23 protein-coding genes and 1 other RNA gene are annotated in these 23,034 nt (G+C 68.5%); 13 read left to right on the top strand and 11 right to left on the bottom strand.

Annotation, left to right across the window (positions count from 1 at the left end; genetic code table 11):
* The first annotated feature begins 6 nt into the window (after positions 1–6).
* From AHIS1636_RS06600 to smpB, 11 genes are all read left to right on the top strand, one after another.
* Positions 7–771: an ABC transporter ATP-binding protein gene (locus tag AHIS1636_RS06600; protein WP_264795023.1), complete on the top strand. Its 765-nt coding sequence runs from the start codon at positions 7–9 to the stop codon at positions 769–771.
* Complete coding sequence (locus AHIS1636_RS06595) at positions 771–1,628, top strand: ABC transporter ATP-binding protein (RefSeq protein WP_309298580.1); 858 nt, start codon at positions 771–773, stop codon at positions 1,626–1,628. The genes AHIS1636_RS06600 and AHIS1636_RS06595 overlap by 1 nt, the downstream gene beginning before the upstream one ends.
* Complete coding sequence (locus AHIS1636_RS06590) at positions 1,625–2,500, top strand: branched-chain amino acid ABC transporter permease (protein WP_264795022.1); 876 nt, start codon at positions 1,625–1,627, stop codon at positions 2,498–2,500. Before AHIS1636_RS06595 ends, AHIS1636_RS06590 begins: the two co-directional genes overlap by 4 nt.
* On the top strand, positions 2,497–3,717 hold the full coding sequence (locus tag AHIS1636_RS06585) for a branched-chain amino acid ABC transporter permease (protein WP_264795021.1): 1,221 nt from the start codon (positions 2,497–2,499) through the stop codon (positions 3,715–3,717). The genes AHIS1636_RS06590 and AHIS1636_RS06585 overlap by 4 nt, the downstream gene beginning before the upstream one ends.
* Positions 3,714–5,282 carry a class I adenylate-forming enzyme family protein gene (locus tag AHIS1636_RS06580; protein ID WP_264795020.1) on the top strand — a complete coding sequence of 523 codons (1,569 nt, stop codon included), beginning with the start codon at positions 3,714–3,716 and terminating at the stop codon, positions 5,280–5,282. Before AHIS1636_RS06585 ends, AHIS1636_RS06580 begins: the two co-directional genes overlap by 4 nt.
* Positions 5,279–5,929 (top strand): TetR/AcrR family transcriptional regulator, encoded by a 651-nt coding sequence (locus AHIS1636_RS06575; protein ID WP_264795019.1) that lies wholly within the window; start codon positions 5,279–5,281, stop codon positions 5,927–5,929. The genes AHIS1636_RS06580 and AHIS1636_RS06575 overlap by 4 nt, the downstream gene beginning before the upstream one ends.
* Positions 5,922–6,878 (top strand): alpha/beta fold hydrolase, encoded by a 957-nt coding sequence (locus tag AHIS1636_RS06570; RefSeq protein WP_264795018.1) that lies wholly within the window; start codon positions 5,922–5,924, stop codon positions 6,876–6,878. Before AHIS1636_RS06575 ends, AHIS1636_RS06570 begins: the two co-directional genes overlap by 8 nt.
* A 281-nt stretch (positions 6,879–7,159) precedes the next feature.
* Entirely contained in the window at positions 7,160–7,861 is a 702-nt protein-coding gene (gene ftsE / locus AHIS1636_RS06565) for a cell division ATP-binding protein FtsE (protein ID WP_264795017.1), read from the top strand.
* Entirely contained in the window at positions 7,858–8,772 is a 915-nt protein-coding gene (ftsX, locus tag AHIS1636_RS06560; protein WP_264795016.1) for a permease-like cell division protein FtsX, read from the top strand. Before ftsE ends, ftsX begins: the two co-directional genes overlap by 4 nt.
* A gap of 4 nt (positions 8,773–8,776) precedes the next feature.
* Positions 8,777–10,243, top strand: coding sequence for a M23 family metallopeptidase (locus AHIS1636_RS06555; RefSeq protein ID WP_264795015.1), 1,467 nt, complete (start codon positions 8,777–8,779; stop codon positions 10,241–10,243).
* Between the two features lie 49 nt (positions 10,244–10,292).
* The gene (smpB, locus tag AHIS1636_RS06550) at positions 10,293–10,760 is read left to right on the top strand and encodes an SsrA-binding protein SmpB (protein ID WP_262105409.1); all 468 of its coding nucleotides are present in this window, start codon (positions 10,293–10,295) and stop codon (positions 10,758–10,760) included.
* Between the two features lie 12 nt (positions 10,761–10,772).
* Here smpB and AHIS1636_RS06545 read toward each other — a convergent pair whose 3' ends face one another.
* Positions 10,773–11,876, bottom strand: a complete 1,104-nt coding sequence (locus AHIS1636_RS06545; protein WP_264795014.1) for a carboxylate-amine ligase — start codon at positions 11,874–11,876, stop codon at positions 10,773–10,775.
* A 199-nt stretch (positions 11,877–12,075) separates the two neighbouring features.
* On the opposite strand from AHIS1636_RS06545, the gene ssrA reads away from it, so the two are divergent.
* Together ssrA and AHIS1636_RS06535 are read left to right on the top strand one after the other, a co-directional pair.
* Positions 12,076–12,445: a transfer-messenger RNA gene (gene ssrA / locus AHIS1636_RS06540) on the top strand.
* 260 nt (positions 12,446–12,705) lie between these two features.
* Positions 12,706–13,434, top strand: coding sequence for an AfsR/SARP family transcriptional regulator (locus AHIS1636_RS06535; RefSeq protein WP_264795013.1), 729 nt, complete (start codon positions 12,706–12,708; stop codon positions 13,432–13,434).
* A gap of 90 nt (positions 13,435–13,524) precedes the next feature.
* Here the strand turns inward: AHIS1636_RS06535 and AHIS1636_RS06530 are convergent, their stop codons facing one another.
* The 10 genes from AHIS1636_RS06530 to AHIS1636_RS06485 all read right to left on the bottom strand — a co-directional run bounded on the left by AHIS1636_RS06530 (position 13,525) and on the right by AHIS1636_RS06485 (position 22,866).
* Positions 13,525–14,625, bottom strand: coding sequence for a carboxylate-amine ligase (locus tag AHIS1636_RS06530; protein WP_264795012.1), 1,101 nt, complete (start codon positions 14,623–14,625; stop codon positions 13,525–13,527).
* A gap of 87 nt (positions 14,626–14,712) precedes the next feature.
* Positions 14,713–15,438, bottom strand: coding sequence for a metal-dependent transcriptional regulator (locus AHIS1636_RS06525; RefSeq protein WP_264795011.1), 726 nt, complete (start codon positions 15,436–15,438; stop codon positions 14,713–14,715).
* Positions 15,439–15,459: 21 nt separating this feature from the next.
* On the bottom strand, positions 15,460–16,347 hold the full coding sequence (locus AHIS1636_RS06520) for a metal ABC transporter permease (RefSeq protein WP_264795010.1): 888 nt from the start codon (positions 16,345–16,347) through the stop codon (positions 15,460–15,462).
* Positions 16,334–17,110: a metal ABC transporter ATP-binding protein gene (locus AHIS1636_RS06515; protein ID WP_264795009.1), complete on the bottom strand. Its 777-nt coding sequence runs from the start codon at positions 17,108–17,110 to the stop codon at positions 16,334–16,336. Before AHIS1636_RS06515 ends, AHIS1636_RS06520 begins: the two co-directional genes overlap by 14 nt.
* On the bottom strand, positions 17,107–18,021 hold the full coding sequence (locus tag AHIS1636_RS06510; protein ID WP_264795008.1) for a metal ABC transporter substrate-binding protein: 915 nt from the start codon (positions 18,019–18,021) through the stop codon (positions 17,107–17,109). Before AHIS1636_RS06510 ends, AHIS1636_RS06515 begins: the two co-directional genes overlap by 4 nt.
* Positions 18,022–18,149: 128 nt before the next feature.
* The gene (locus tag AHIS1636_RS06505; protein ID WP_373875803.1) at positions 18,150–18,887 is read right to left on the bottom strand and encodes a class I SAM-dependent methyltransferase; all 738 of its coding nucleotides are present in this window, start codon (positions 18,885–18,887) and stop codon (positions 18,150–18,152) included.
* Between the two features lie 38 nt (positions 18,888–18,925).
* The gene (gene hisN, locus AHIS1636_RS06500; protein ID WP_264795006.1) at positions 18,926–19,771 is read right to left on the bottom strand and encodes a histidinol-phosphatase; all 846 of its coding nucleotides are present in this window, start codon (positions 19,769–19,771) and stop codon (positions 18,926–18,928) included.
* Positions 19,772–19,838: 67 nt separating this feature from the next.
* Positions 19,839–20,984: a ribosome small subunit-dependent GTPase A gene (gene rsgA / locus AHIS1636_RS06495; RefSeq protein ID WP_373875802.1), complete on the bottom strand. Its 1,146-nt coding sequence runs from the start codon at positions 20,982–20,984 to the stop codon at positions 19,839–19,841.
* The gene (gene aroA / locus AHIS1636_RS06490) at positions 20,942–22,279 is read right to left on the bottom strand and encodes a 3-phosphoshikimate 1-carboxyvinyltransferase (protein ID WP_264795005.1); all 1,338 of its coding nucleotides are present in this window, start codon (positions 22,277–22,279) and stop codon (positions 20,942–20,944) included. Before aroA ends, rsgA begins: the two co-directional genes overlap by 43 nt.
* A complete protein-coding gene (locus AHIS1636_RS06485; protein WP_264795004.1) occupies positions 22,279–22,866 on the bottom strand; it encodes a DoxX family membrane protein in 588 nt (195 codons plus the stop codon). Before AHIS1636_RS06485 ends, aroA begins: the two co-directional genes overlap by 1 nt.
* Positions 22,867–23,034 lie beyond the last annotated feature (168 nt).

Raw genomic sequence — 23,034 nt, 5'->3', positions numbered from 1 at the left:
ATTTCCATGAGCAACCCCGCCCAGCCTGCGCTCGCCGTCGACAACGTCGGCCTGCAGATTGGCGGCGCCCGAATTCTTGAGGGCGTCGGATTCTCGGTACCGCGCGGCGAAATGGTGGGCGTGATCGGCCCCAACGGCGCCGGCAAGACCACCCTGTTCAACCTGATCTCCGGGGTCCTAAGGCCCATGGCCGGCACGATCGCCATCAACGGACAGGATGTCACCCAGTTGCCCGTCCACCGCCGGGCGAAAGCGGGCCTGGGCCGCACCTTCCAGACCTCGAGCCTCTTCCCGGGGCTTACCGTGCTGGAGAATGTCCGATTGGCCGCCCAGGCTCGGATTGGCCGCAGCCTTTCGGTCCTGCGGTTTCCCGGGGCTTCGGATGCGGCCACCAGGGCAGCGAAGGAAAATGTCGACGAGGTCGGCCTGGGTGCCAAGAGCTCGGCCGCCGCCGGTGACCTCTCCCACGGCGACAAGCGCAAGGTGGAAATTGCCATGCTGCTGGCGGCGGATCCGGCGCTGATCCTGCTCGACGAGCCGATGGCCGGCGTCGCTTCCGGCGACGTTCCGGCACTGAGCGCCATTATCCGCCGGATGCACCGGGACCGGGGCTGCACCGTCATGATGGTCGAGCACCACATGGACGTGGTGCTGGGACTCGTGGACCGGGTAGCAGTGATGCACCACGGCAGCCTGCTGGCCATCGACACGCCCGAGGCCGTGATGGCCGATCCGACCGTCCAGAGCGCCTACTTGGGGGAGCCCGTCTGATGACCAGCCACACCACAGCCAGACCTATCCTCGACGTCGCCGGGCTGAACGCGCGGATCGGCGGCCAGCAGGTCGTCGAGGACGTCTCCTTCACCGTTCCGGCCAGCGGCATCACCGCGCTGCTGGGGCGCAACGGGGTGGGCAAGACCAGCACCATCAAAGCCCTGATCGGCCTGATCGACCGCACCGGCAGGGTCGAGCTCGACGGCCAGCGGATCGACAAGGATCCGACTTGGAAACTCATCCGCCGGGGCGTGGGCTACGTACCCGAGGACCGCGAGGTCTTCGGCAAGCTAACGGTGGCCGAGAACCTGCGGCTGGCCGAACGGGACGCGCACCCGCGGCGCGAACTCGTGGAGCAACTCTTTCCGGACTTGGTCAAGCGCTCCGGACAGATGGCCGGTACGCTCTCCGGCGGGCAGCAGCAAATGGTGTCGCTGGCGCGTGCGCTGCTCAACGACAATAAGGTGCTGCTGATCGACGAACCGACCAAGGGCCTGGCTCCCAAGATCGTGCAGGAGGTGGCGGAAGCGCTGGAACAGGCCGCAGCCACCGTGCCGATCCTGCTGGTGGAGCAGAACCTGCAGGTGGTCCGCCGCCTGGCCGGCGATGCGGTGGTCCTGTCCGGCGGACGGGTGGTCCACACCGGAAACGCCCTCGACTTCCTCGACGACGAGGACCTCACCCGGCGGCTTCTCGGCGTCCACGCCGACGCTGAACAGGAAGCGCAGGAGGCGGAAGCGCCGGTGGCGGCGGGCGCGACGGCGGTTTCCTCCTCGGTAGCGGCGTCCTCCACACAGGCAGCGGCGCCCGCCCCGGCGGCAGCCGACCCGGCACGGAAGGGAGCAGGGCTGTGAGCACCGTGATCCTTCTGCTCGTGACCGGGCTCGGCCTCGGCGCGCTGTACTTCCTGGTCGCCTCCGGGCTGTCCCTCATCTACGGGCTGATGGGCGTGCTGAACTTCGCCCACGGGTCCTTCCTGACGGTGGGTGCCTTCGCGGGCTGGGAGGTCGCCCGCCGCACTGGAGCCGACAGCTGGTTCTCCTTCCTGGTCTCCATCCTGATCGGCGCCGCCGTGGGAGCGCTCTTCGCGGCCTTCACGGAACTGGTCCTTATCCGCCGGCTGTACGAGCGGCACATCGAACAGGTCCTCATCACCGTCGGCCTGTCGCTGGCCACCGTGGCGCTGTTCGAGGGCATCTGGGGAACGGACCCGGTCTTCATCGACGGCCCGGCATGGTTCAGCCAGACGACCAACCTGCTCGGCGCGCAGATCCCGAACGACCGATTCATCTCCATCATCGCCGCCGCCCTGGTGCTGCTGGGCATGGTGCTCTTCCTCAAGCGCACCCGCTACGGCATGATCATCCGCGCCGGCGTCGAGAACCGGTCCATGGTGACGGCCCTCGGCATCGACGTGCGCAAGGCCTTCACCCTGGTCTTCACCATCGGCGGCGCGGCGGCCGGCCTGGGCGGTGTCCTGGCATCGCACTACTTCGGCTACGTCTCGCCGCTGCTCGGCGGCTCGCTGCTGATCTTCGCGTTCATCGTCACGGTGATCGGCGGGCTGGGGTCGCTCACCGGAGCCGCGGTGGCCTCCGTCGCCGTGGCCCTGCTGCAGCAGTTCGCGAACTTCTACCTCTTCGGAACCGGCGATTTCGTCGTCGTTATTGCCCTGGCCCTTGTCCTGCTCTTCCGTCCCTCCGGACTCCTTGGGAGAAAATCATGACCACGAGCGAGACCGATACCCAGCACCCGGCTCCGGAAACGGGAGACGCCGAGGCTCAGGCAGTGTCCGCGAACGACGGCGGTGCCTCCTCCCGCCCGGGGGACACCTCCGCGGCGGACCGCGGAGGCAGGCGGGGCGGTGCGAAGGCCTTGGCGAAGTGGGGGGCCGGCGGGGCTGCGGTGGCCCTGCTCGGCCTGCTGCCGCTGCTGAACCTGTCGCTGCCGGGCGTGCTTCCCGGTCCGACGTACACGCCGGGATCGCTGCACCTGATGGCGATGTGCATGCTGATGGCGGCTGCCGCGCTGAGCTACCACATGCTCCTCGGCGTCGCGGGTTTGCTCTCCTTCGGCCATGCCCTGTACTTCGGCGCCGGCGTCTACGGGCTGGCCATCATCCTCGACAACCTGGACATCCCGCTGCTGCCGGCGATGGGCCTGACCCTGCTGGTCGTGATCGTGCTCGCCCACGTCGTCGGCGCGGTCAGCCTCCGCGTCGCGGGGATTCCCTTCGCGATGGTGACGCTGGCCTTCGCCGAAGCAGGTTCGGTGCTCGTCGGCCGCAACCCGGGCGGGGCGAGCGGCGGCGAGGAGGGATTGGCGCTGGCCACGGACAGCCTCCCGGACTTCCTCGTCGGCGTGGTCAATACGCGCAACCTCTATTGGCTGGCCCTGGTCGTGCTGGTGCTCGTCTTCGCCATCGTCACCTGGGTGCAGTACAGCCGCGCCGGCCACGTCGCCGCCGCCGTGCGCGAGAACGAACTGCGGGTGCGGGTGATCGGACTGCAGCCGTACCTGATCAAGCTGCTGGTCTTCGTCGTCGGCGGCGTGCTTGCCTCGCTCGTGGGCATGGTCTACCTCCTGCTGCAGTCCGGGGCGGTCCCGCGGAGCGTGTCGGCGGATTTCACCATCACGCTCCTGGTCATGGTGGTCCTGGGCGGTGTCGGCTCCCGCTGGGGCGCCATCGTGGGCGGCGTCTTCTACACCCTGCTGGACCAGCGGCTGACCTCGCTCGCGAACTCCGATGCCATCGAGGGCCTGCCGGACTTCCTGCGGATCCCGCTCTCGGAACCGCTGTTCATCCTGGGAACCCTGTTCATCCTCGTGGTGCTCTTCCTGCCGGGCGGCCTCACCGGAGCCGCCGGCCGGCTCGGCCGCGGCCGCAGGGCCAGGGCCGGCCAGACGGAAAAGGCCCGCGCCGTGCTGGAGGATGCCGCGTGACAGCCCGGCCCGAGGACGGACTGCACACGCTGGGCCGCTGGACGTCGGACCGGGCTTCCTCGACGCCGGGCCGCGTGGCCATCGACGACCGCGGCGTGACCTTGGCCTACCGGGACCTGGACCGCCGGGCGGCAGCGCTCGCCGCCGCATTCCGTGCCGCGGGCTACGGCATCGGCGACCGGGTCGCTACGGTGACAGGCAATTCGGCGGACCATGTGGTCCTGTTCTTCGCCTGCGCCAAGGCGGGGCTGGTGCTCGTCCCGCTGTCGTGGCGGCTCTCGCCGCCGGAGCTGGCGGACCAGCTGGAGCATGCCGACCCGGCGCTTGTCCTGGTGGAGCACGAATTCGATGCCCTGGCGGCGGCCGCCCTGGCCCGGCTGCCTGAGGCGGCGCGGACGGCGCCGCTCGGTCCGGCCGGGGTGGAGGCGCACGTTCCGCCGCCGACCCGGCGCGGCGCCCAAGCCCTGGAACAGCGGGAAGTGCACGACGCCGACGCCCTGCTCATGGTGTTCACTTCCGGTACGGAGGGGCGCAGCAAGGCGGCCGTGCTGACGCACGCCAACTGCTTCTGGACGAACCTCTCCCTCTCGCGCACCGCGGAACTGAACAGCAACGACGTCGTACTCTCCGTCCTGCCGCAGTTCCACGTGGGCGGGTGGAACATCCAGCCGCTGCTGGCCTGGTGGACAGGCGCCACGGTCGTGCTCGAGCGCTCCTTCGATGCCGGACGGGTCCTGCAGCTGATCACGGAACGGCGCGTGACCACGCTGATGGGTGTGCCGACGCACTACCTGATGCTGGCCGAGCACCCCGACTTCGCCGCCGCCGATCTGTCCAGCCTGTCCCACGCGATCGTGGGCGGCGCGTCCATGCCGGCGGCGCTGCTGCGGGTCTGGCACCGCAGGGGAGTGGCGCTGAGCCAGGGCTACGGGCTGACCGAGGCGTCGCCGAACGTGCTCTGCCTGCCCAATGAGGACGCCGCCTCGATGCTCGGGTACGCGGGCAAGCCATATCCTCATGTCGATGTCGCCGTGGCCGATCCGGCCACCGGGCGGCTGCTCGAGGGCGCCGCCACCGGAGAACTCCGGGTCTGCGGGCCGGGCGTCTTCGCAGGCTACTTCCGCGACCCGCAGGCCACCGCGGCCGCGCTCGCCGGAGGCTGGCTGCACACCGGAGACCTGGTCGAACGCAACGCCGACGGTTTCATCCGCGTGGTCGACCGGCTCAAGGACATCTACATCTCGGGCGGCGAGAACGTGGCGCCGGCCCAAGTCGAAGCCGTGCTGCTGGAGCACCCGGCCGTCGCGGAGGCCGCCGTCGTCGGAGAGCCGCACGAACGCTGGGGCGAAACCGGAGCGGCCTACGTCGTGGTCCGGCACGGGAGGGTGACCGACGAAGAGGAATTGCTGGAACATTGTGGGCAACACCTGGCGCGGTTCAAGGTGCCCGGACGCATCGAATTCGTCTCCCGGCTGCCCCGGACCGCACTGAACAAGGTAGCGCGCAGTCGATTGCGGCAACGGGCCGCGGGGCAGGCGCTGGAAGGATCGGAGGTCCGCACATGAGCACGGCACCCAGGACGGCCCGGGGCACGCGCACCCGGGGGAAGCTGCTGCAGGCCGCGGAAACGGTCTTCGCGTCGGTGGGATACCATGACGCCTCGATCGTGAAGATCACGGAAGAGGCCGACGTCGGACTGGGCACCTTCTACCTGTATTTCTCCGGGAAGCAGGAGATATTCGACGAAGTGGTCGAGGACCTCAACCGGCGCGTCCGCCACGCCATGACCGAGGCGGCCCGCGAGGCAGGAAACCGGCTGCAGGCCGAGCGCGCCGGCTTCCGCGCCTTCTTCCGCTTCACCGCCGAACACCCGGCGCTGTACCGGATCGTCCGGCAGGCGGAATTCGTCTCGCCCGGGGCGCTGCGGATGCACTACACCCGGATCGTCAACGGCTACATCGAGGGGCTCAAGCACGCCCAGGCCGAGGGCGAGGTGCGGCCGATGGATCCGACGGTAGCGGCGTGGGCGCTGATGGGCATCGGCGAACTGATCGGGATGCGCTGGGTCCTGTGGGAAGAGGAGACCCCCGGGCCGGGGAAGGCGCCCCGCCCCGACGTGCCGGAAGAAGTCTTCGAGGAAATGATGCAGTTCATCGAGCGTGCCCTGGCGCCGGAGCCCGGTCCGCGGACGGAAGGAACGGCGAATGAGTGAGCACAACACCGGCGGCTACCGGACTGCGGATGTCCCCGTGCACGGCGGGGCGCTCCGCTGCGGGCTCTGGGGTCCGGAAGATCCGGCCGCTCCGGTCCTCCTGGCGGTCCATGGGGTGACCGCGTCGCACAAGACCTGGGGACTGGTGGCCGCCCGGCTGCCGCACGTGCGGATCATCGCGCCGGACCTGCGGGGCCGCGGCCGGAGCAACGGCCTGCCCGGTCCGTACGGCATGGCCGCCCACGCGGAAGACCTGGCGGCCGTCCTGGGCGCGTTCGAGGTGGAGTCGGCCGTGGTGGCCGGCCATTCCATGGGGGCGTTCGTTTCCGTGGTGCTGGCACACCGGTATCCGCGCCTGGTGCGCTCGCTGGTCCTCATCGACGGCGGCCTGCCGCTGCAGGTTCCGCCGGGCCTGAGCGACGACGAGGTCATTGAGGCCGTCCTCGGACCGGCAGCGGAGCGGCTCGGCACACGCTATGCGAGCCGGGAAGCGTACCGCAGCTTCTGGAGGCAGCATCCGGCGTTCGCCCGGAACTGGAACCCGCTGGTGGAGGAGTACGTCGATTACGATCTCGCTGGGGAGGAGTCCGGACTCCGGCCGGCCACCCGTTTCGAAGCGATGCGGGAAGACACGGCGGACCTGAACCGCGGCCCGGACCTGAGGGCGGCGCTGGCGGCGCTGGCCGTCCCGACCTTGCTGCTGCGGGCTCCCCGCGGACTGATGGACGAGCCGGCCGGCCTTTACACCCAGGCCCACGCGCGTTGCTGGGAGGGGCAACTGGAACGGCTCACCGTCCGGGACGTTCCGGACGTCAACCACTACACGATCGTGATGGACGCCCCGGGAGCCGGCGTTGTGGCGGAAGCGGTTGCCGCGGCGCTCGTGCCGGACGCACCCGCGGAGCCCGGAGGACCTTCGGCAGTTGCGGCGCCGACGGCGCCTCGATAACGGGCTCCTCCTGCCGGGCCCTCCGCGCCTTCCCACGGCATCGGCCACTGGTTATCCTGACCCTGTGGCAGCCGGCCTTGAGGGACGGTCTCGTGCGTCCGGGCCGGTTCCGGGCAGTTACCGGAACCGGCCCGGGCGTCTTGCTGCGCGGTTTGGTTAAACGACACGCCCGGCCCTGATCTGCAGGCAAATCCCAAGAAATCGCGCATATAGTCAAAAAGCCGATGGTTCTTCCCCCGAGCAGAAGCCCATCCTTCGGTACACAGTGGGCAGAAGTAGTCATGATCCGATTCGACAACGTCACCAAGGTCTACGACCAGAACTCCCGTCCGGCTCTGGACAGGGTGTCGCTGGAAGTCGACCGCGGGGACTTCGTCTTCCTGGTCGGTCCTTCGGGATCGGGTAAATCCACGTTCATCCGGCTGGTCCTCAAAGAGGATCGGGCCACCCGCGGCTCCGTCTACGTGGCCGGCCAGAACGTCGCCAACATCCCGAGCTGGCGGGTGCCCAAGCTGCGCCGCGGGATCGGCGTCGTCTTCCAGGACTTCCGGCTGCTGCCGAACAAGACCGTCGCGGCAAACGTCGCGTTCGCCATGCAGGTCATCGGGAAGAGCAGGGCCGTGATCCGGGAAACCGTGCCGGAGGTCCTCAAGACCGTGGGCCTGGACGGCAAGGACCACCGGATGCCGCACGAACTTTCCGGCGGTGAGCAGCAGCGCGTCGCCATTGCCCGCGCCGTAGTCAACAAGCCGGGCATCCTGCTGGCTGACGAGCCCACCGGAAACCTGGACCCGGCGACGTCCATGGGCATCATGAAGGTCCTGGACCGGATCAACCAGAACGGAACCACGGTCGTCATGGCCACCCACGACAACGTCATCGTGAACGACTGGCGCAAACGGGTCATTGAGCTCAAGGACGGCAGGGTGGTCCGGGACGAAGCCGAGGGCATCTACGCCGGAGCGCAGGGGGAAGCCAAATGAGACTGGCCTTCATCCTCGGCGAGATCGGTTCTGGCTTGCGGCGGAACCTGGCGATGGTCACCTCGGTCATCCTGGTGACCTTCATTTCGCTGACCTTCGTGGGCGCGGCGGGCATGCTGCAGCTGCAGATCAACCAGATGAAGGGTTTCTGGTACGACAAGGTCCAGGTGGCGGTGTTCCTCTGCGTGGACACGTCGACGGCGGCGACCTGCGCCTCCGGTCCGGTCACCGACGAGCAGCGTACAGAGATCGAGAGCACCCTGAAGAGCCCGGCGGTCACGCAGTACGTGGACAGCTATGTCTACGAGTCGCAGGATGACGCGCTGGGGCACTTCAAGGAGCAGTTTGCCAACTCGCCGATTGTTGACTCCGTAACCGCGGACCAGCTGCCGGAGTCGTTCCGGGTCAGCCTGGTGGACCCGGAGAAGTACGAGGTCATCAACGAGATCTTCTCGTCGCTGCCCGGCGTGGAGGTCGTGGTCGACCAGCGGGAAATCCTCGAACGGGTCTTCAACGTCATGAATGCGGCGTCGCTGGTGGCCGTAGGCATCGCCGCGATCATGATCGTCTGCGCCATTCTGCTGATTGCCACCACCATCCGGCTCTCGGCGTTCAGCCGGCGCCGGGAAACCGGCATCATGCGCCTCGTCGGGGCGTCCAAGGCCGTCATCCAGCTGCCGTTCATCCTGGAGGGCGTCATCGCGGCGGTGATCGGAGCCGTGTTGGCTTCGGTGACGCTGTGGGCGGTCGCCCGGTTCTTCATCGGCGACTGGCTGGCCCGCGAATATCCGGACACTGCCTTCATCTCCGAGTCTTCGGTACTGCTGATTGCCCCCATGCTGATCCTGCTGGGAGCGGTGCTGGCCGGCGTCTCCTCTCTCCTGACCCTACGTCGTTACCTGAAGGTCTAAAATCATGTCACTCGAGCACAACAACAGGTTGGGGAACCGGATCGTGGAGCGCAGGGGCCGGCGAACATGCCTCCCGCAGGGGGTCATCAGCGCGGCCCTGGCCGCGTTCCTCGCGTTCTCCCTGGGGGCGGCAGGTCCGGCGCAGGCAGACGAACTCGACGACCGGGCGGCGGACCTCAAGCAGGAGGTCGCCCAGGTCGAGGAGTCCCTCGAGTTCCTTGACGCGGACATCATTAAGACGGTCACCCGGCTCAAGGAGTACCAGGGCAAGCTTCCTGCGGCCCAGGAGAAGCTCGCCGCAGCCCAGGGGCGCGTCGAAGAGGCAACCGGAAAAGTAGCCGCCTTGGCGCAGCGCGTGGACATGGCCCTGCAGACCAAGGACAGCATCACGCGGCAAATGGAGACCGACGCGGCCGAACTCAAGGACACGAAGAAGGTCATCGGGCAGATTGCCACCCAGGCTTACAAGCAGGGCGGCGTCCCGTCGAACCTCCAGCTGTTCCTCGGTTCGGAGGGCAGCTCGGGCCTGAGCGACTTCGGCCTGGCCAACCAGGCCCTGCGGAGCCAGAACGCCGCGCTGGACAAGCTCTCGCAGCAGAACGCAACGAACGTGAACTCCGAGGCGCGGCTGGAAGCCGTTGAGCAGGAAATCCGGGACCTTAAAGCCCAGGCGGAGGATGCACTGGCCGCGGAGCAGGATGCCCGTGACGCAGCGGCGGCGGAAAAAGAAAAGGTCGACACCCTGATTGCGGAGACCTCGGCGCTCTCCGACGAGCTGCAGGCCCGCAAGCCGCAGATCCAGAAGCAGCTGGCGCAGGTCCAGGAGGAGCAGCAGCAGGTCCAGGGCGCAATCGCCGAACGCCAGGAGCGGCTCCGCCGGGAGGCTGCCGAGCGGAAGCGCAAGGAGGAGGCCGAGCGCAGGGCCGCCCAGGCCGCCTGGGAGAGGGAACAGGCCAGAATCAAGGCAGCCCGCCAATCCGCCGCCTCGGCCGGCCGGCCCGTGCCGCAGATCGTTCCCACGGTAGAGCCGCCTGCCCCCGCGGCCCCCGAGCCCTCGTCGTTCGGCCTGGTGTATCCCGTGGCCGGCAGCGTGACCTCCGGCTACGGCTGGCGTGCGACACCGGCCGGTACGATCGACTTCGGCGGCAGCGGCGGCTACATGCACACCGGCATCGACTTCGGTTCCGCCTGCGGCACCCCCGTGACCGCTCCTGCCAGCGGAACCGTCGCGACGGCGGGCTGGGGCGGTGCCGCCGGCAACATGGTGATCATCAGCCACGGCGTGGTCGGCGGGAATGCGCTGGACACCAGCTACTTCCACCTGACACGGTCGGTCGTTTCCGCCGGCCAGTCGGTGGGCCAGGGCCAGGTCCTCGGCTACGTCGGCACGACCGGCAATTCCACCGGCTGCCACCTGCACTTCGAGACCACCCTGAACGGCTCCCTGGTCAATCCGATGGGGCTGCTGTAGCACCCCCAGCTATACTGGTTCTTTCGATACCCCGGAAGGAGTCGCCGTCGTGCCCAAAGAAAGTGGCCGTAAGGTAGTGGCCACCAACCGCAAGGCCCGGCATGACTACCTCGTCCTCGATACCTACGAAGCCGGCATGGCGCTGATGGGAACCGAGGTGAAATCCCTGCGCGAGGGACGCGCCTCATTGGTGGACGGCTTCGCGACGTTCTACAACGACGAGCTGTACCTCGAGAACGTCTACATTCCCGAGTACCTGAACGGCAGCTGGACCAACCACAGTGCGCGGCGCCGCCGCAAGCTGCTGCTGCACCGCGAAGAACTCAACAAGATCTCGCAGAAGACACGCGAATCCGGCTTTACCCTGGTGCCGCTCCAGCTTTACTTCCTGGACGGGCGCGCGAAGGTGGAAATCGCCGTCGCACGCGGCAAGAAAGACTACGACAAGCGCCAGACGCTGCGCGAACAGCAGGACAAGCGCGAGGCCCTGCGCGCCATGCGCGAACGCAACCGCTGATCCGCACCGGACCTAGTCCGCGCCGGCGGTCAACTCCTCGCGCAGCAGCTGCTGCCATCCTGCGAATCCGCCCTCCTCGTGGGCCCGCCGCTGGCGCTCCGCGCCGTTGCCCTCGCGCCTGATGCGATCCAGGCCGCAACGGACGAACTCCTCGTCGCCGTGCGCCGAGAGTGCGCCGGCAACGTGCTCCAGCAACCTGCCCAGCTGGTCATGCGCGGGGACGAGCCGCGCGGTCTCCAGGTCGATCAGCTCTCCGGCCATGCCGTAGCGTGCCGCCTGCCAGAGAGCGATGTCCAGGTGCTCCGGCTGCGGCTGCCGCACCGGCGGCTCGCCGGCCGCCGCCGCGGGCAGTTCCGTAGCGGCCAGGGCCCGAAACAGGCAAGCAGCCAGCAGCGTGTGCCGCGCCGAGAGCTGGCTGTCCGCGCCGCGCCACTCGACCGTGGGGTAGTTGGCCGAAGGCCGCATGAGCCACGAGACGTATCCCGGATCGGCCGCCACGCCGGAATCGAGCAGTTGCTGCAGCCGGCGACGGTAGTCCGCGTCGTCCGCGAACACCGGTGGACAGCCTTGGATCGGCCACCGGCGGTACAGGATGGTGCGCCAGCTCGCGAAGCCGCTGTCGCGGCCGTACCAGAACGGTGAATTCGCGGCGACCGCGGTGAGCGTGGGGATCCACGGCCGGCACCGGTTCATTACCTGGATACGCAGCTCCGGGTCCTTGATCTCCGCGTGGACGTGCAGGCCCGTGACGTACTCATCGGCGACGACGGCGGGAGCGTTGCTGGCAACCCGCCGGTACCGTGGGGTGTCGGTCACCTTCGCGGGCACCTGTGAGGCGTTGTAGACGACGCCGATGCCTGCGGGCTGCGTGCCTGCTTCCTCCGCTGCGCGGGCGAGGGCGCGGCGCATGGCCACGAGGGCGGTCGCCGCCTCGGCGCGGCCGGCGCAGGGAAAGGTGGCCAGCTCGATCTGGCAGTCGAGCAATTCGGCGGAGACCTGGAAGAGCGGATGGTCCTGTTGCCCCAGCCTGGCCCTCAGCGCGGGCCCCATCGGCTGCGGCTCGCTGCTCACCGGATCGACCAGGAGGAATTCTTCCTCGATTCCGAACAGCACCACGGGCACCTCCTGGCTGTGAGGGGAGGCTTCCTTGCCTCCGGCTCCTGTCTAGAGACTAGTTCAGTGCGGCCGCCGCCGCGCCGGCGTCCCGCTGCCGCCCGGGCGGAATTATCGGCCGGGAATGGACCGGGAATGGATTCGCGCGGAATGTGGTTACAATGGTAGTCCGCATCGATGGTGCGGTTTGGTAACTCAATACGGGGATGACAGGTTTCGACGATGTTAGTCGCGCCAGGGGAAGCGGGCCGAGGATGCAGAGTTATCTCGGAAACGCCCTCTGCAAAACAATAAGTGCCGAATCTAAGCGCACTGACTTCGCTCTCGCTGCCTAAGCAGTAGACCGAGTCCGTCAGCCCGGGGACGCTCCCGCCCCGGATGCTGGCGTCATTTAGGGGGCCACTGCTGGACACTTTCGCCGTCGGAGTGTCCGGGACTTTTAGACGGCTGGGCCCGGGTCAGCCACCTGTTTGCAGGATGGCTGGGGCCAAGAAAACCCGACGCAAACTGCGCCCGGAGAAGTCCTGGCAACACAACATCGGACGGGGGTTCAATTCCCCCCATCTCCACTCATGAAGAGGGGAAGCGCCGGCCGGCGCTTCCCCTCTTTTGTGCGCCTGCGGGCCCCGTGGCGGTTTCCCCTGCGGGGTGTTGCCGGCGGCTGCAGCTCCCGTGGTGTTCTTGCAGGAACCTTGAACCGGCCGGGGCTGGTGTTTGACACTGCCAGCGCCGTCGGCAATGCTGAAAACATAGGATGCAGCCGGGGGGGGCCAGCCTTGGGGAAGGCAGGCGGCGGGCAGCCAATGCGATCCGTAACGACTTGGGGGCCGCAATGGGATCTGAGGGCCGTTGGGAACTTCAGCTGATAGGAGGCTGGCAGCTTCGCCGGGACCATGTGCCGGTCAAGGTCGCCATGCGCCAGCAGCGGCTGGTTGCTGCCCTCGCGCTGTACGGCAGGCAGTCGCGCGCCTTCCTGGCCGGCCTGCTCTGGCCGGACAGCTCGGAGAGCCAGGCCGCCGGCAGCCTGCGCGAGAGCATCTTCCTGATCAACAAGCATTTGCCGGGCCTGCTCGGACAGACGGCGGATCCGCTGGATCTTTCCCGCGCAGTCAGCGTGGATGTGCTGGACGTGCGGATGCGGGCGTCCCGCCTGCAGGACCATCCGGGGCTCAACCGCGGGTTGCTGCACCTGGTCGAGGACGCAGACCTGCTCCCGGGCTGGTACGAGGACTGGGTTGTCGCCGAGCAGGAACGCTGGCAGCGCCTGCGGCTGACGGTGCTGGAACGGCTGGCACGGCAGTACCTGGACCAGGGGAACACTGAGCAGGCGATGGAGGCTGCCAGGGCGGCGACAATGATCGAACCGCTAAGGGAGAGCGCGCAGCGCCTCCTGATGCAGGCCTGCCTGGCGGAGGGCAACCACGCCGAGGCGCTGCGCCTCTACCAAAGCTTCCGGGTCCGGCTCCGCCGCGAATTCGGGGTGGCCCCGTCGGCGATTATCGCCGACCTGATCGGGCCGCTCCTGATGGACGACGCGGGAAGCGAGCGCAAGGTCCGGTAGCCGGGGCGCGACCGAAACGACCGGGGCGAAGCGCCCGGCCGCGGGCCGCCGTCGTACTGCTGCCGCTGGTTCCCGTCCGAGGCAGGCTTGCTATGCCTCCGCGGTGAGGGAGCGTGCGTAAAGGTCCATCAGCGCGGGCTGGCCGCCGCTTTGCATTGCGTGCCGCTGCCGGTCCGCACCGGTGCCCTCGGTCCAGATCCGCTGGAGCGAAGCGTCCACCCAGGCCGCGTCCCCGGCCTCCTCCAGCGCAGGGCGGATGGTGCGCACCAGCAGGTTGATCACGTCCCTGGCCGGCAACAGGACCCCCGAATGCGGGTCGATCAGCTTGTCGGAGAGGCCCTCCCGGCCGGCCTGCCAGACTGCCGCGTCGAGTAGTTCGACGTCGGGGATTGGGTAGTCTTTGCCTGCCTCCTCCTCCTGCAGGGCGGTCGTCACCAGGCCTCGGACGACGGCGGCGATCAGGACGGCGTCCTGGGCCTCAAGCTGTACGTCGGCCGCGCGCACCTCCAGGGTGGGGTAGTGGTCCGACAGGCGGGCCAGCCACGTCAGGACTCCGCGGTCGATGATGACGCCGGCGTCCACGAGGCGCTGGATCCGGCGCTCGTAGTCGGCGGCGTCGGCGAAGATCGGCGTGCACCCCTGGACGGGCCAGCGGCGGTAGTGGACGATCCGCCAGCTGGCAAAGCCGCTGTCCCGGCCCAGCCAATACGGGGAGTTGGCGCCAAGGGCAACAATCGCGGGCATCCAGGGCCGGATGCGGTTGAGCACCTGCACGCCCGCCTCCTTGTCCGGCACGGAGACATGGACATGCTGGCCGTTGACGAACTGGTCCGCCACGATGCCCTTGGCGCTGGCTTTCAGTTCGTGGTAGCGCTGTTTGTCCGTCAGCTGCGGGTAGTCGTCTTCGATCCGCGCGGCTGTCCCCGTCGCGGCGGCGCGTACCTCCGCTTTCCTGGCCGCAGAGTCGAGCTGGCGGCGGAAATTGAGCAGCGATTCCTCGGCCTCCGTGAGGGTCGTGCAGACGGGGGTGGCCGTTTCGATCTGGCAGTTGAGCAGCTCCCGCTGGATGTCGTCCCGGGCCACGTGCAGTGAGCCCTCAAGGTACTCGGCGACCCGGTCGGCCTCGGGCACAGGGAGGCCTGTCTCCGGGTTGAGGAGCAGGTACTCTTCTTCGATGCCCAAGGTTGCCATGGACGTCCCTTCTGCCGGTGCGGATACCACCACGAGCTTACCTATGTTTCCGGCGCCGCCGGGCATTCCGGGCCACCACGGTGCCGGTCAGGAGCCGAGCAGGCAGTTCTCGTGCGGCCCGTCGCTGGCCACCCAAAGTGCCGCGGTGGCCTCCTGGCCGAGGTCGATCTCGCGGGGCCGGTCGGCCGAGCCGATCCGCACCACAAGCGATCCGCCGAACGGCCGGTGGCCGATGACCTCGACGCGGTCATCGAGGCCGATCTCTTCCGTGCTGAGGAAACGCAGCAGCTCCGGGTTCGCGTCGCTGATCCGGATGATGTGCCCGGTGTGCCCCGGATCGAGCTCGCCGAGCTGGTGGGCTGCGGGCATCCGGACGGTGCCGTCCGCTGCCGGGATCGGGTCCCCGTGCGGGTCCCGGGTGGGGTGGCGAAGCTTGGCGGACAGCCGGTCGACGAACGTGTCCGAAACGGTGTGTTCAAGGAGTTCGGCCTCATCGTGGACTTCGTCCCACGCATAGCCGAGTTCCTGGACCAGGAAGGTCTCGATCAATCGGTGCCGGCGCACCATGGCGAGGGCGAGTGCCTTGCCCTCGCCGGTCAGCTCGACGGGCTGGTAGGGCTGGTGGACGGCCAGGCCGAGGTCCACCAGCTTGCGGACCATTCCGGTCACCGAGGAGTTGGCGACCCCCAGGCGGGCTGCGAGCTGGGACGGGGTAACCCGCTGGTCCTGCCACTCGGTGGAGGTGTAAATGACCTTGACATAGTCCTGGACGCTCGCGGATTTAATGCTGAGGGCAGGGCTGTTCCGGCTCATCGGTGACATGGTTGGGCCTCTTCAGGCTGGGATCTGCTCATGCTGCCGCGACACGGCGGCACGGGCGCGGCGGCGGCGCCACTGCCACACTATCCCGTTGCGCGGGCCGAGCAGGTAGACGGCAAGGAACACCAGGGCCTGCGCCAGCACCACCGAGGCTCCGGTCGAGACGTCCAGGTAGTAGCTGGCGTAGATGCCGGCGATGGCGGCGGCGACGGTGATGGTGATGGAGATCAGCAGCATCCGGTCGAAGTTCCGGGTGAGCAGGAACGCCGTTGCCCCGGGGGTGATGAGCATGGCGACGACGAGGATGATGCCCACGGCCTGCAGCCCGACGACGACGGTCAGGGCCAGCAGGCCGAGCAGCAAGGCGGTGAGCCAGCGGGTATTCAGCCCGATGGCATGGGCATGGATGCGGTCGAAGGCCAGCAGGGTCAGGTCGCGGCGCTTGTAGAGCAGGACCGCGAGGGTCACAGCACCCAGGACCAGCACCTGCAGCAGTTCCGGCAGCGACACGCCCAGCACGTTGCCGAAGAGGATGTGCTGCAGGTCGGTCTGGCTGGGTGTCTTGGAGATGATGGCCAGGCCGAACGCGAACAGTGCCGTGAAGACGACGCCGATAGCGGTGTCGCCTTTGAGCTTGGTCGTGGAGCGCACCGCACCGATCAGCGCCACGGCACCGGCGCCGAAGACGAAGGCGCCCACGGAAAACGGCAGGCCGAAGATGTAGGCCAGGGCCACACCCGGCAGCACCGCATGCGACACCGCGTCGCCCATCAGGGACCAGCCCATCAGGATCAGCCAGCAGGACAGCGCTGCGCTGACGGCCGCGGCGGCGACCGTGACCAGGAGGGCCTTGGTCAGGAAGCCGTACTGCAGCGGTTCGAACAACCAGTTAACGATCTCCATGATGTCCTTCCGGAACGTCGCTGAGGGCGGTGCCGAAGGCCAGCGCCAGGTTCTCGTTGGTCAGGACGGTTTCCGGCCGTCCGTGGGCCAGTACCCGCTGGTGGAGCAGGATCGCCTCGTCGCAGAGTTGGGGGATGCCGGCGAGGTCATGGGTCGAGACGAGGATGGTCTTGCCCTCGTCCCGCAGGTCCTTGAAGAGGCTTGTCAGTCCGGCCTCGGAGGCCTTGTCGACGCCGGCGAACGGCTCGTCGAGCAGCAGCAGGCCCGCGTCCTGGGCGATGCCGCGGGCGACGAAAGCACGCTTGCGCTGGCCGCCGGAGAGTTCTCCGATCTGGCGGTGCTGCAGGTCGACCAGGCCGACCCGCTCGAGAGCCGCCGCCACCGCCGCCCTGTCCGCAGGCCGCGGACGGCGGGAAGGGCCCAGGCTGCCGTAGCGGCCCATCATGACCACATCGCGCACGGAGACCGGGAAGGTCCAGTCGACGTCTTCTGCCTGGGGTACGTAGGAAACCGCGTTGAGCTTGCGGGCATCCTTCGGCGCGGCGCCGAAGATGCGGACCGTCCCCGAAGTCGCCTGGACGAGTCCCATCAGCGCCTTGAAAAGGGTCGATTTGCCCGAGCCGTTGACCCCGATGAGGCCGCAGATGGTTCGCGCCCGCACGCGCACGCTGACGTGCTCGAGGGCGGTGACGTCGTCGTAGGAGACCCGCAGCGAGGATACGTCGATGGCGTCTGCGCCTGGAGTCAGCTGGCGGAGGCTCATGGTGCCAGTCCTTCCTTGATGAGTTCGATGTCGTGGCGGATCAGCGACAGGTGGCTGGGAACGGGGCCGTCCGGGCGGGAGAGCGAGTCGACGTAGAGGGGAGTGAGGAGCCGGGCTCCCGTGGCTTCCGCGACCTGCTCCATGGCCCCCGGGTTGACCGTGGATTCGCAGAAGACCGAGGGCACATCGTGCTGCTGGACGAAATTGATGGCGTCCTTGATCTGCCGGGGGGTGCCCTCGGCGTCGGAATTCACCGGCCAGAGGAAGGCCTCGCGGAGCCCCGCATCCCGGGCGAGGTAGGAGAAGGCTCCCTCGCACGTAACCAGCGCGGGAACCGCCGCCGAGCCGGCGAAGGCAGCGTGCAGTTCGCGCATCACTTCGTCGAGCTGCCGCTTGTAGGCCTCGCCGTTGGCGGCGAAGTCGCCCGCATGTTCCGGGACCAGCTTGCTGAGCGCCGCCACCGTATTGTCCACGTAGATCTTGGCTGCCTCCGGCGACATCCAGGCATGGGGGTTCGGGCGGCCCTGGTAGTTGCCGGACCGGATGTCCACCGGCTTTACTCCTTCGGAGAGGACGGCGTGCGGTGCCGGCACCGCGGCGACGAAACGGGCGAACCAGCGTTCAAGCCCGAGGCCGTTGTCCAGGATGAGGTCCGCGTCCTGCGCCCGGACCAGGTCCGAGGGCGTCGGCTGGTACCCGTGGATTTCGGCGCCGACCTTGGTGACCGATTCGACCCGGACATAGTCCCCGCCCACCTGCCGGACCAGGTCGGCCAGCACGGTGAAGGTGGTCAGGACCATCGGCCGTTCGTCGGCGGACACGGCAGGACGGGCTCCGCTGCCTGGCGCACAGGCCGGAGGCGCGAGGAGGCCCAGCACGACGAGCACCGCGACAGTCCATTTTTTCGGCATGCCTAAATTTACTTCGTCGACCTACCTAAAGAAAAGATGTGCGCGCTGGATGACATGCGGAGTCGGGCTGCCGGGCCGGGGTGCCGGCTGACAGGGCTGTAGCGGCCCGTTGGGCGCGCGCCGGGCCGCTAGCGCTTGAAGGCTCGCCAGCTAAGGGTCAGGTACGGAAGCTGCAGGACGGCGGATGGATCGTGCCCGAGGTGCTCGTGCAGGTACCAGTCGAGGTTGGCAAGCACTTTGGCCCGTGTCTGTTCGTTGGCGCGCAGGTAGTAGCTGCGCGACTTGGCCAGTTCCATCAGGTCGGCCGGCTGCAGGGGATCGGTCCACCGCGTCAGATGGTTCTCCAGACCGGTGAATTCGCCGCCGACGTCCGGCCGCGAGTGGGGCTTGTAGACGTCGCCGGCGTGCATGATCCGCGAGAGCCGGTGCACCCACGGTATGGAAACGTCCATTTGGTTCCAGACCAGGCCGAGGACGCCGCCGGGCCGCAGGATCCGCGCAGCCTCGGTGCTGGCGGCGGCGGCATCGACCCAGTGCCAGGCCTGCGCCACGGTTACGAGGTCGAAGGAGGCGTCGGCGAGGCCGGTCTGCTCGGCCGTCCCCAGCAGGACCGCGGCCTCGGGATACTTCTGCCGCAGCTGGGCCAGCATGTCCGCCGAGGGGTCCACGGCGGTGACCCGCAGGCCCCGGCGCAGCAGCTGTTCCGTGTACTTGCCGGTGCCGGCGCCCAAGTCTGCGACGTCCCGGGTCCCCGCCGGCACCAGCCAGTCCACGGCATCGTCCGGGTAGCCCGGCCTGATGCGCTCGTAATGTTCGCCGCCCTGTTCGAAGCTTCGGCCGAAGTCCCTGCGCCGGTCGTCGTCCATCCGCGGGCCGCGGTGTTCCACTGCCTTGGTCCCGGCCGTCAGTCTTCGGCGTGCTCCCCGGGCGCGGCGGCGGGACGCTGGCCGATCAGCTGCGGGTTGAGCCGGTGCAGGACCTCCTCATGCAGGACGCCGTTGGTGGCGAGGGCGTTGCCGCCGAAGGGGCCGTCCTCGCCTTCAAGGGAGCTGAAGCGGCCGCCGGCCTCCGTAACGATCGGCACCAGCGCCGCCATGTCGTAGAGGTTCAGCTCCGGCTCGCAGGCGATGTCCACGGCACCTTCCGCGACCAGGCAGTAGGACCAGAAATCACCGTAGGCGCGGGTGCGCCAGACCGATTCCGCCAGCCCAAGGAACTCGGTGAGATTTCCGCGTTCCTGCCAGCCGCTCAGGCTTGAGTAGGAGAGCGAGGCGTCTTCCAGCTGACCGACGTCGGAAACGTGCAGGCGCGTCGCGGAGGACAGCGAACGTCCCATGTAGGCGCCGGTCCCGGCGGCGGCCCACCAGCGTTTGCCCAGTGCGGGGGCACTGACCAGCCCGACCACCGGCTTGCCCTCGTCGATCAGCGCGATCAGGGTCGCCCAGACCGGCACGCCGCGGACGAAGTTTTTGGTCCCGTCGATCGGGTCGATGATCCAGCGCCGCGAACCGTGCCCGCTGCTGCCGAACTCTTCGCCGAGCACGGCGTCCCGCGGCCGGGCGCGGGACAGCTGGCCGCGGATGGCCTCCTCGGCGGCCTTATCCGCATCCGTGACCGGGGTGAGATCCGGCTTGGTCTCCACCTTCAGATCGAGCGCCTTGAAGCGGGACATGGTCTGGGCGTCTACGGAATCAGCCATCACATGGGCCAGCCGCAGATCATCGTTGTAGGTCTGTAGGTCGCGGATCATAGGCTTCAACCTACCGCTTCTTGCACCGCGGATGCCGCATGTGAAGTCCGCGGGCCTGCCGCAGGGCCTATTGGGTGCCCAGCTCTTTCACCTGCTGGCGCACTTCGCTGCCCAGCAGCCGGCGGAGCGAGGCCAGCCTGGCGGGCCCGGATTCGCCGGCGCGGCCGGCAGCCACCCAGGCGTCCAGTCCACAGTCGACGGCGCGGTCGTCATGCTTGCAGCCGCGGTCGCAGTCCGCGCTCCCGGGCTCCAGGTCCGGGAACGCGGCGAGGATCCGGTTCGGGTCGACATGGGCCAGGCCGAAGGAACGTATTCCCGGCGTGTCGATGATCCAGCTGCCCGGCGCGGCGTCCTGGAGTTTCAGAGCCAGGGCCGACGACGAGGTGTGGCGGCCGCGTCCGGTCACCGCATTAACCCCGCCGGTCGCCCTATGGGAGCCGGTCAGCGCGTTGACCATGGTGGATTTGCCGACGCCCGAGTGTCCGAGCAGGACACTCACCGAACCGTCCAGGTAGCCGCGAAGCTGGTCCAGGGCCTCGGCATCCAGCCGCGCCGAGGCGCCCTCATCGGAGCTGGAGTCGACGCCGGCAGCGTCCTCGTCCGCCGTGCGGCTGACGATCACCGGCAGCGGGAGGTGCCTGTAGTTGGAGAGCAGCACCTCCGGATCCCTCAGGTCCGCTTTGGTGACGCACAGCAGCGGGGCGATGCCGGCGTCGTACGCCGCCACCAGGGCACGGTCGATGAAGCCGGTGCGCGGTTCCGGGTTCGCCGCGGCGACGACAATCACCAGCTGGTCCGCGTTGGCGACCACCACGCGTTCCACCGGGTCGGTGTCGTCGGCGCTGCGGCGCAGCAGTGTCCGGCGCTCCTCGACACGGACCAGGCGGGCAAGCGTGTCCGGCTCACCTGAGACGTCGCCGACCAGTCCGACGAAGTCGCCGGCCACAACCGGAGTCCGTCGCAGCTCACGTGCCCGGGCCGCGATAACGGTGCGTTCGTCCGCGGTGTCTTCATCGACGACGGCGGTGTAGCGTCCTCGGTCCACCGTCACGATCCGCCCGACTACGGCGTCATCATGGGCCGGGCGGTCCTTGGTCCGGGGTCGGGAACCGCGCTTGTTCGGGCGAATGCGGACGTCGGACTCGTCCCAGGTCCTGCGGCCTGCCACCGTCAGCGGGCCCCGGCAGCAGCGCTCGGCGCCGTGGCACACAATTGCTGCCACAGCCGGGGGAACTCGGGCATGGTTTTGGACGTGGTGCCGATGTCATCGACCTGCACGCCTTCCACCGCCAGTCCAATGATCGCGCCGGCCGTCGCCATCCGGTGGTCCTCGTAGGAACGGAACAGGCCCGCATGCAGCGGGCGCGGCCTGATCACCAGTCCGTCTGCGGTTTCCTCGGCGTCGCCGCCCAGCCTGTTGATTTCCGCCACCAGGGCGGCCAGCCTGTCCGTCTCGTGGCCGCGCAGATGCCCGATGCCGCTGAGCCGGGACGGCCCGTCGGCCAATGCGCAGAGCGCCGCGGCAGTGGGGGCGAGCTCGCTGGTATCCGCCAGGTCCGCTGCCTTGATGCTGCCGCCTCCGGAGACGGACAAGGTGCCGTCCACGTAGCTGACTTCGGCGCCGAGCTTCGGCAGGATGCTGCGCCACTGGTCGCCGACCTGCGTGGTCTCCGCGGGCCAGCCGGGAATCCGTACCGTTCCGCCGGTGGCGAGGGCAGCCGCCAGGAACGGACCCGCGTTGGACAGGTCCGGCTCGATGTCCACGTCGAAGGCCCGGACGGGGCCGGGCTGCACGATCCAGTGGTTCGGGACCGAATCGTCGACCTCGACACCAACCCCGCGCAGCACACGCACGGTCATGCGGACGTGGTCAAGGCTTGGAACGGGGGGACCGGAGTGTTCCAGGTGCAGCCCGTCCGTGAAGGCGGCGCCCGCCAGCAGCAGCGCCGAGACGAACTGGGAGGACGCACTGGCGTCGATCACGATGTGCCCGCCCCGCACCGCGCCGCGGCCCTCCACCGTGAAGGGCATAGCGTTCCGCCCGCCGTCGTCGACCACCAAGCCGAGTTCCCGCAAGGCAGCGATGGTGCTGCCCATAGGCCGTTGCCGCGCTGCCGGGTCCCCGTCGAAGACTGTAGGCCCGTCACCGAGCGCCGCAAGCGGCGGAACGAAGCGCATGACCGTTCCCGCCAGTCCGCAGTCGATCCGTTTGCCTGCCGGGGAAGAGGAGCGGCTGATGGGGGTGACCCGCAGGTCCGGGCCGAAGGCGCCGTTTCCGGGGACTTCTTCCACGACGGCGCCAAGGGTCCGCAGTGCGTCGATCATGAGGCGCGAGTCCCGCGAATGCAGGGGAGCGCGGAGCATGCTCGGCCCATCGGCCAGGGCGGCCAGGACGAGGTACCGGTTGGTCAGCGATTTCGAGCCGGGGATCTGCACGACGCCGTCTACCGGTCCGGGAACAAATGGTGCATCCCAAGGAGCGGGAGCGGCGGGCATGTTGGCAGTCATTAAGCGCGCTGACCCGCCACATCAGCCACGGTTGCGCGGACGGCGCGCTCGGCCTTTTCCAGCTTGCGGCGCGAATCCTTGCCCAGTGCGGCCGCGCTCTTGCGGGTGTCCTTGCTGATGGAGCGCACGCTCTTGCGGGCATCGGAGGCCAGGTGCTCGGCACGCCAGGCAAGACCCGGGCGTCCGTTCGTGTCGACCGCTGCCAGCAGGGCCGCGCCCATCAGGGAACCGTTCTTCAGCAGCTGGCCGCGCCGGTTGCGTTTGCCTTCGGCCGTGTCCGCCGCCATGGACTTGTACTCGACGTAAGCGTTGACCGCGGTGGCTCCGGCCAGCAGCAGGGCCGCGAGGCGCGAGAACTTTCCCCAGCCGAGCAGGAGGCCCGCCCCGATCTGAGTGACCCCGACAGCCTGGGCGATCAGCCTGGCGTTTCCGGCCAGCGGTGCTGCCGACGGGAAGGAGGATGCCGCCCTGTCCAGGCAAGGCTGCAGGGCCCGGGCCGTCGACGCGGTGTTCCGCAGCCGTTCGACGCCGGCAGCAACATAGCTGGTGGCCAGTAGGGGACGGGCAACAACGCGGACGATGGTCATAAAAGCCTCCTGGCTCTCGCTGAGGGTCCATAAGGGCAAGCCCGCGGGCGTCAACCTGCGGGGTGGCGCTGGCTCTAGTTTGGCACTTTTGCGTGCAGGACACACTTTAGGCGCCCATGTGGCGTCCCGAAGGCGCCTGCGGAATATTCGGCCGCCTGCGGCCGTTGT

The organism is Arthrobacter mangrovi (assembly GCF_026011795.1).
GTDB lineage: Bacteria > Actinomycetota > Actinomycetes > Actinomycetales > Micrococcaceae > Crystallibacter > Crystallibacter mangrovi.
The sequence above is the reverse complement of the archived record's forward strand: the minus strand, read 5'-3'. Positions and strand labels throughout refer to the sequence as shown.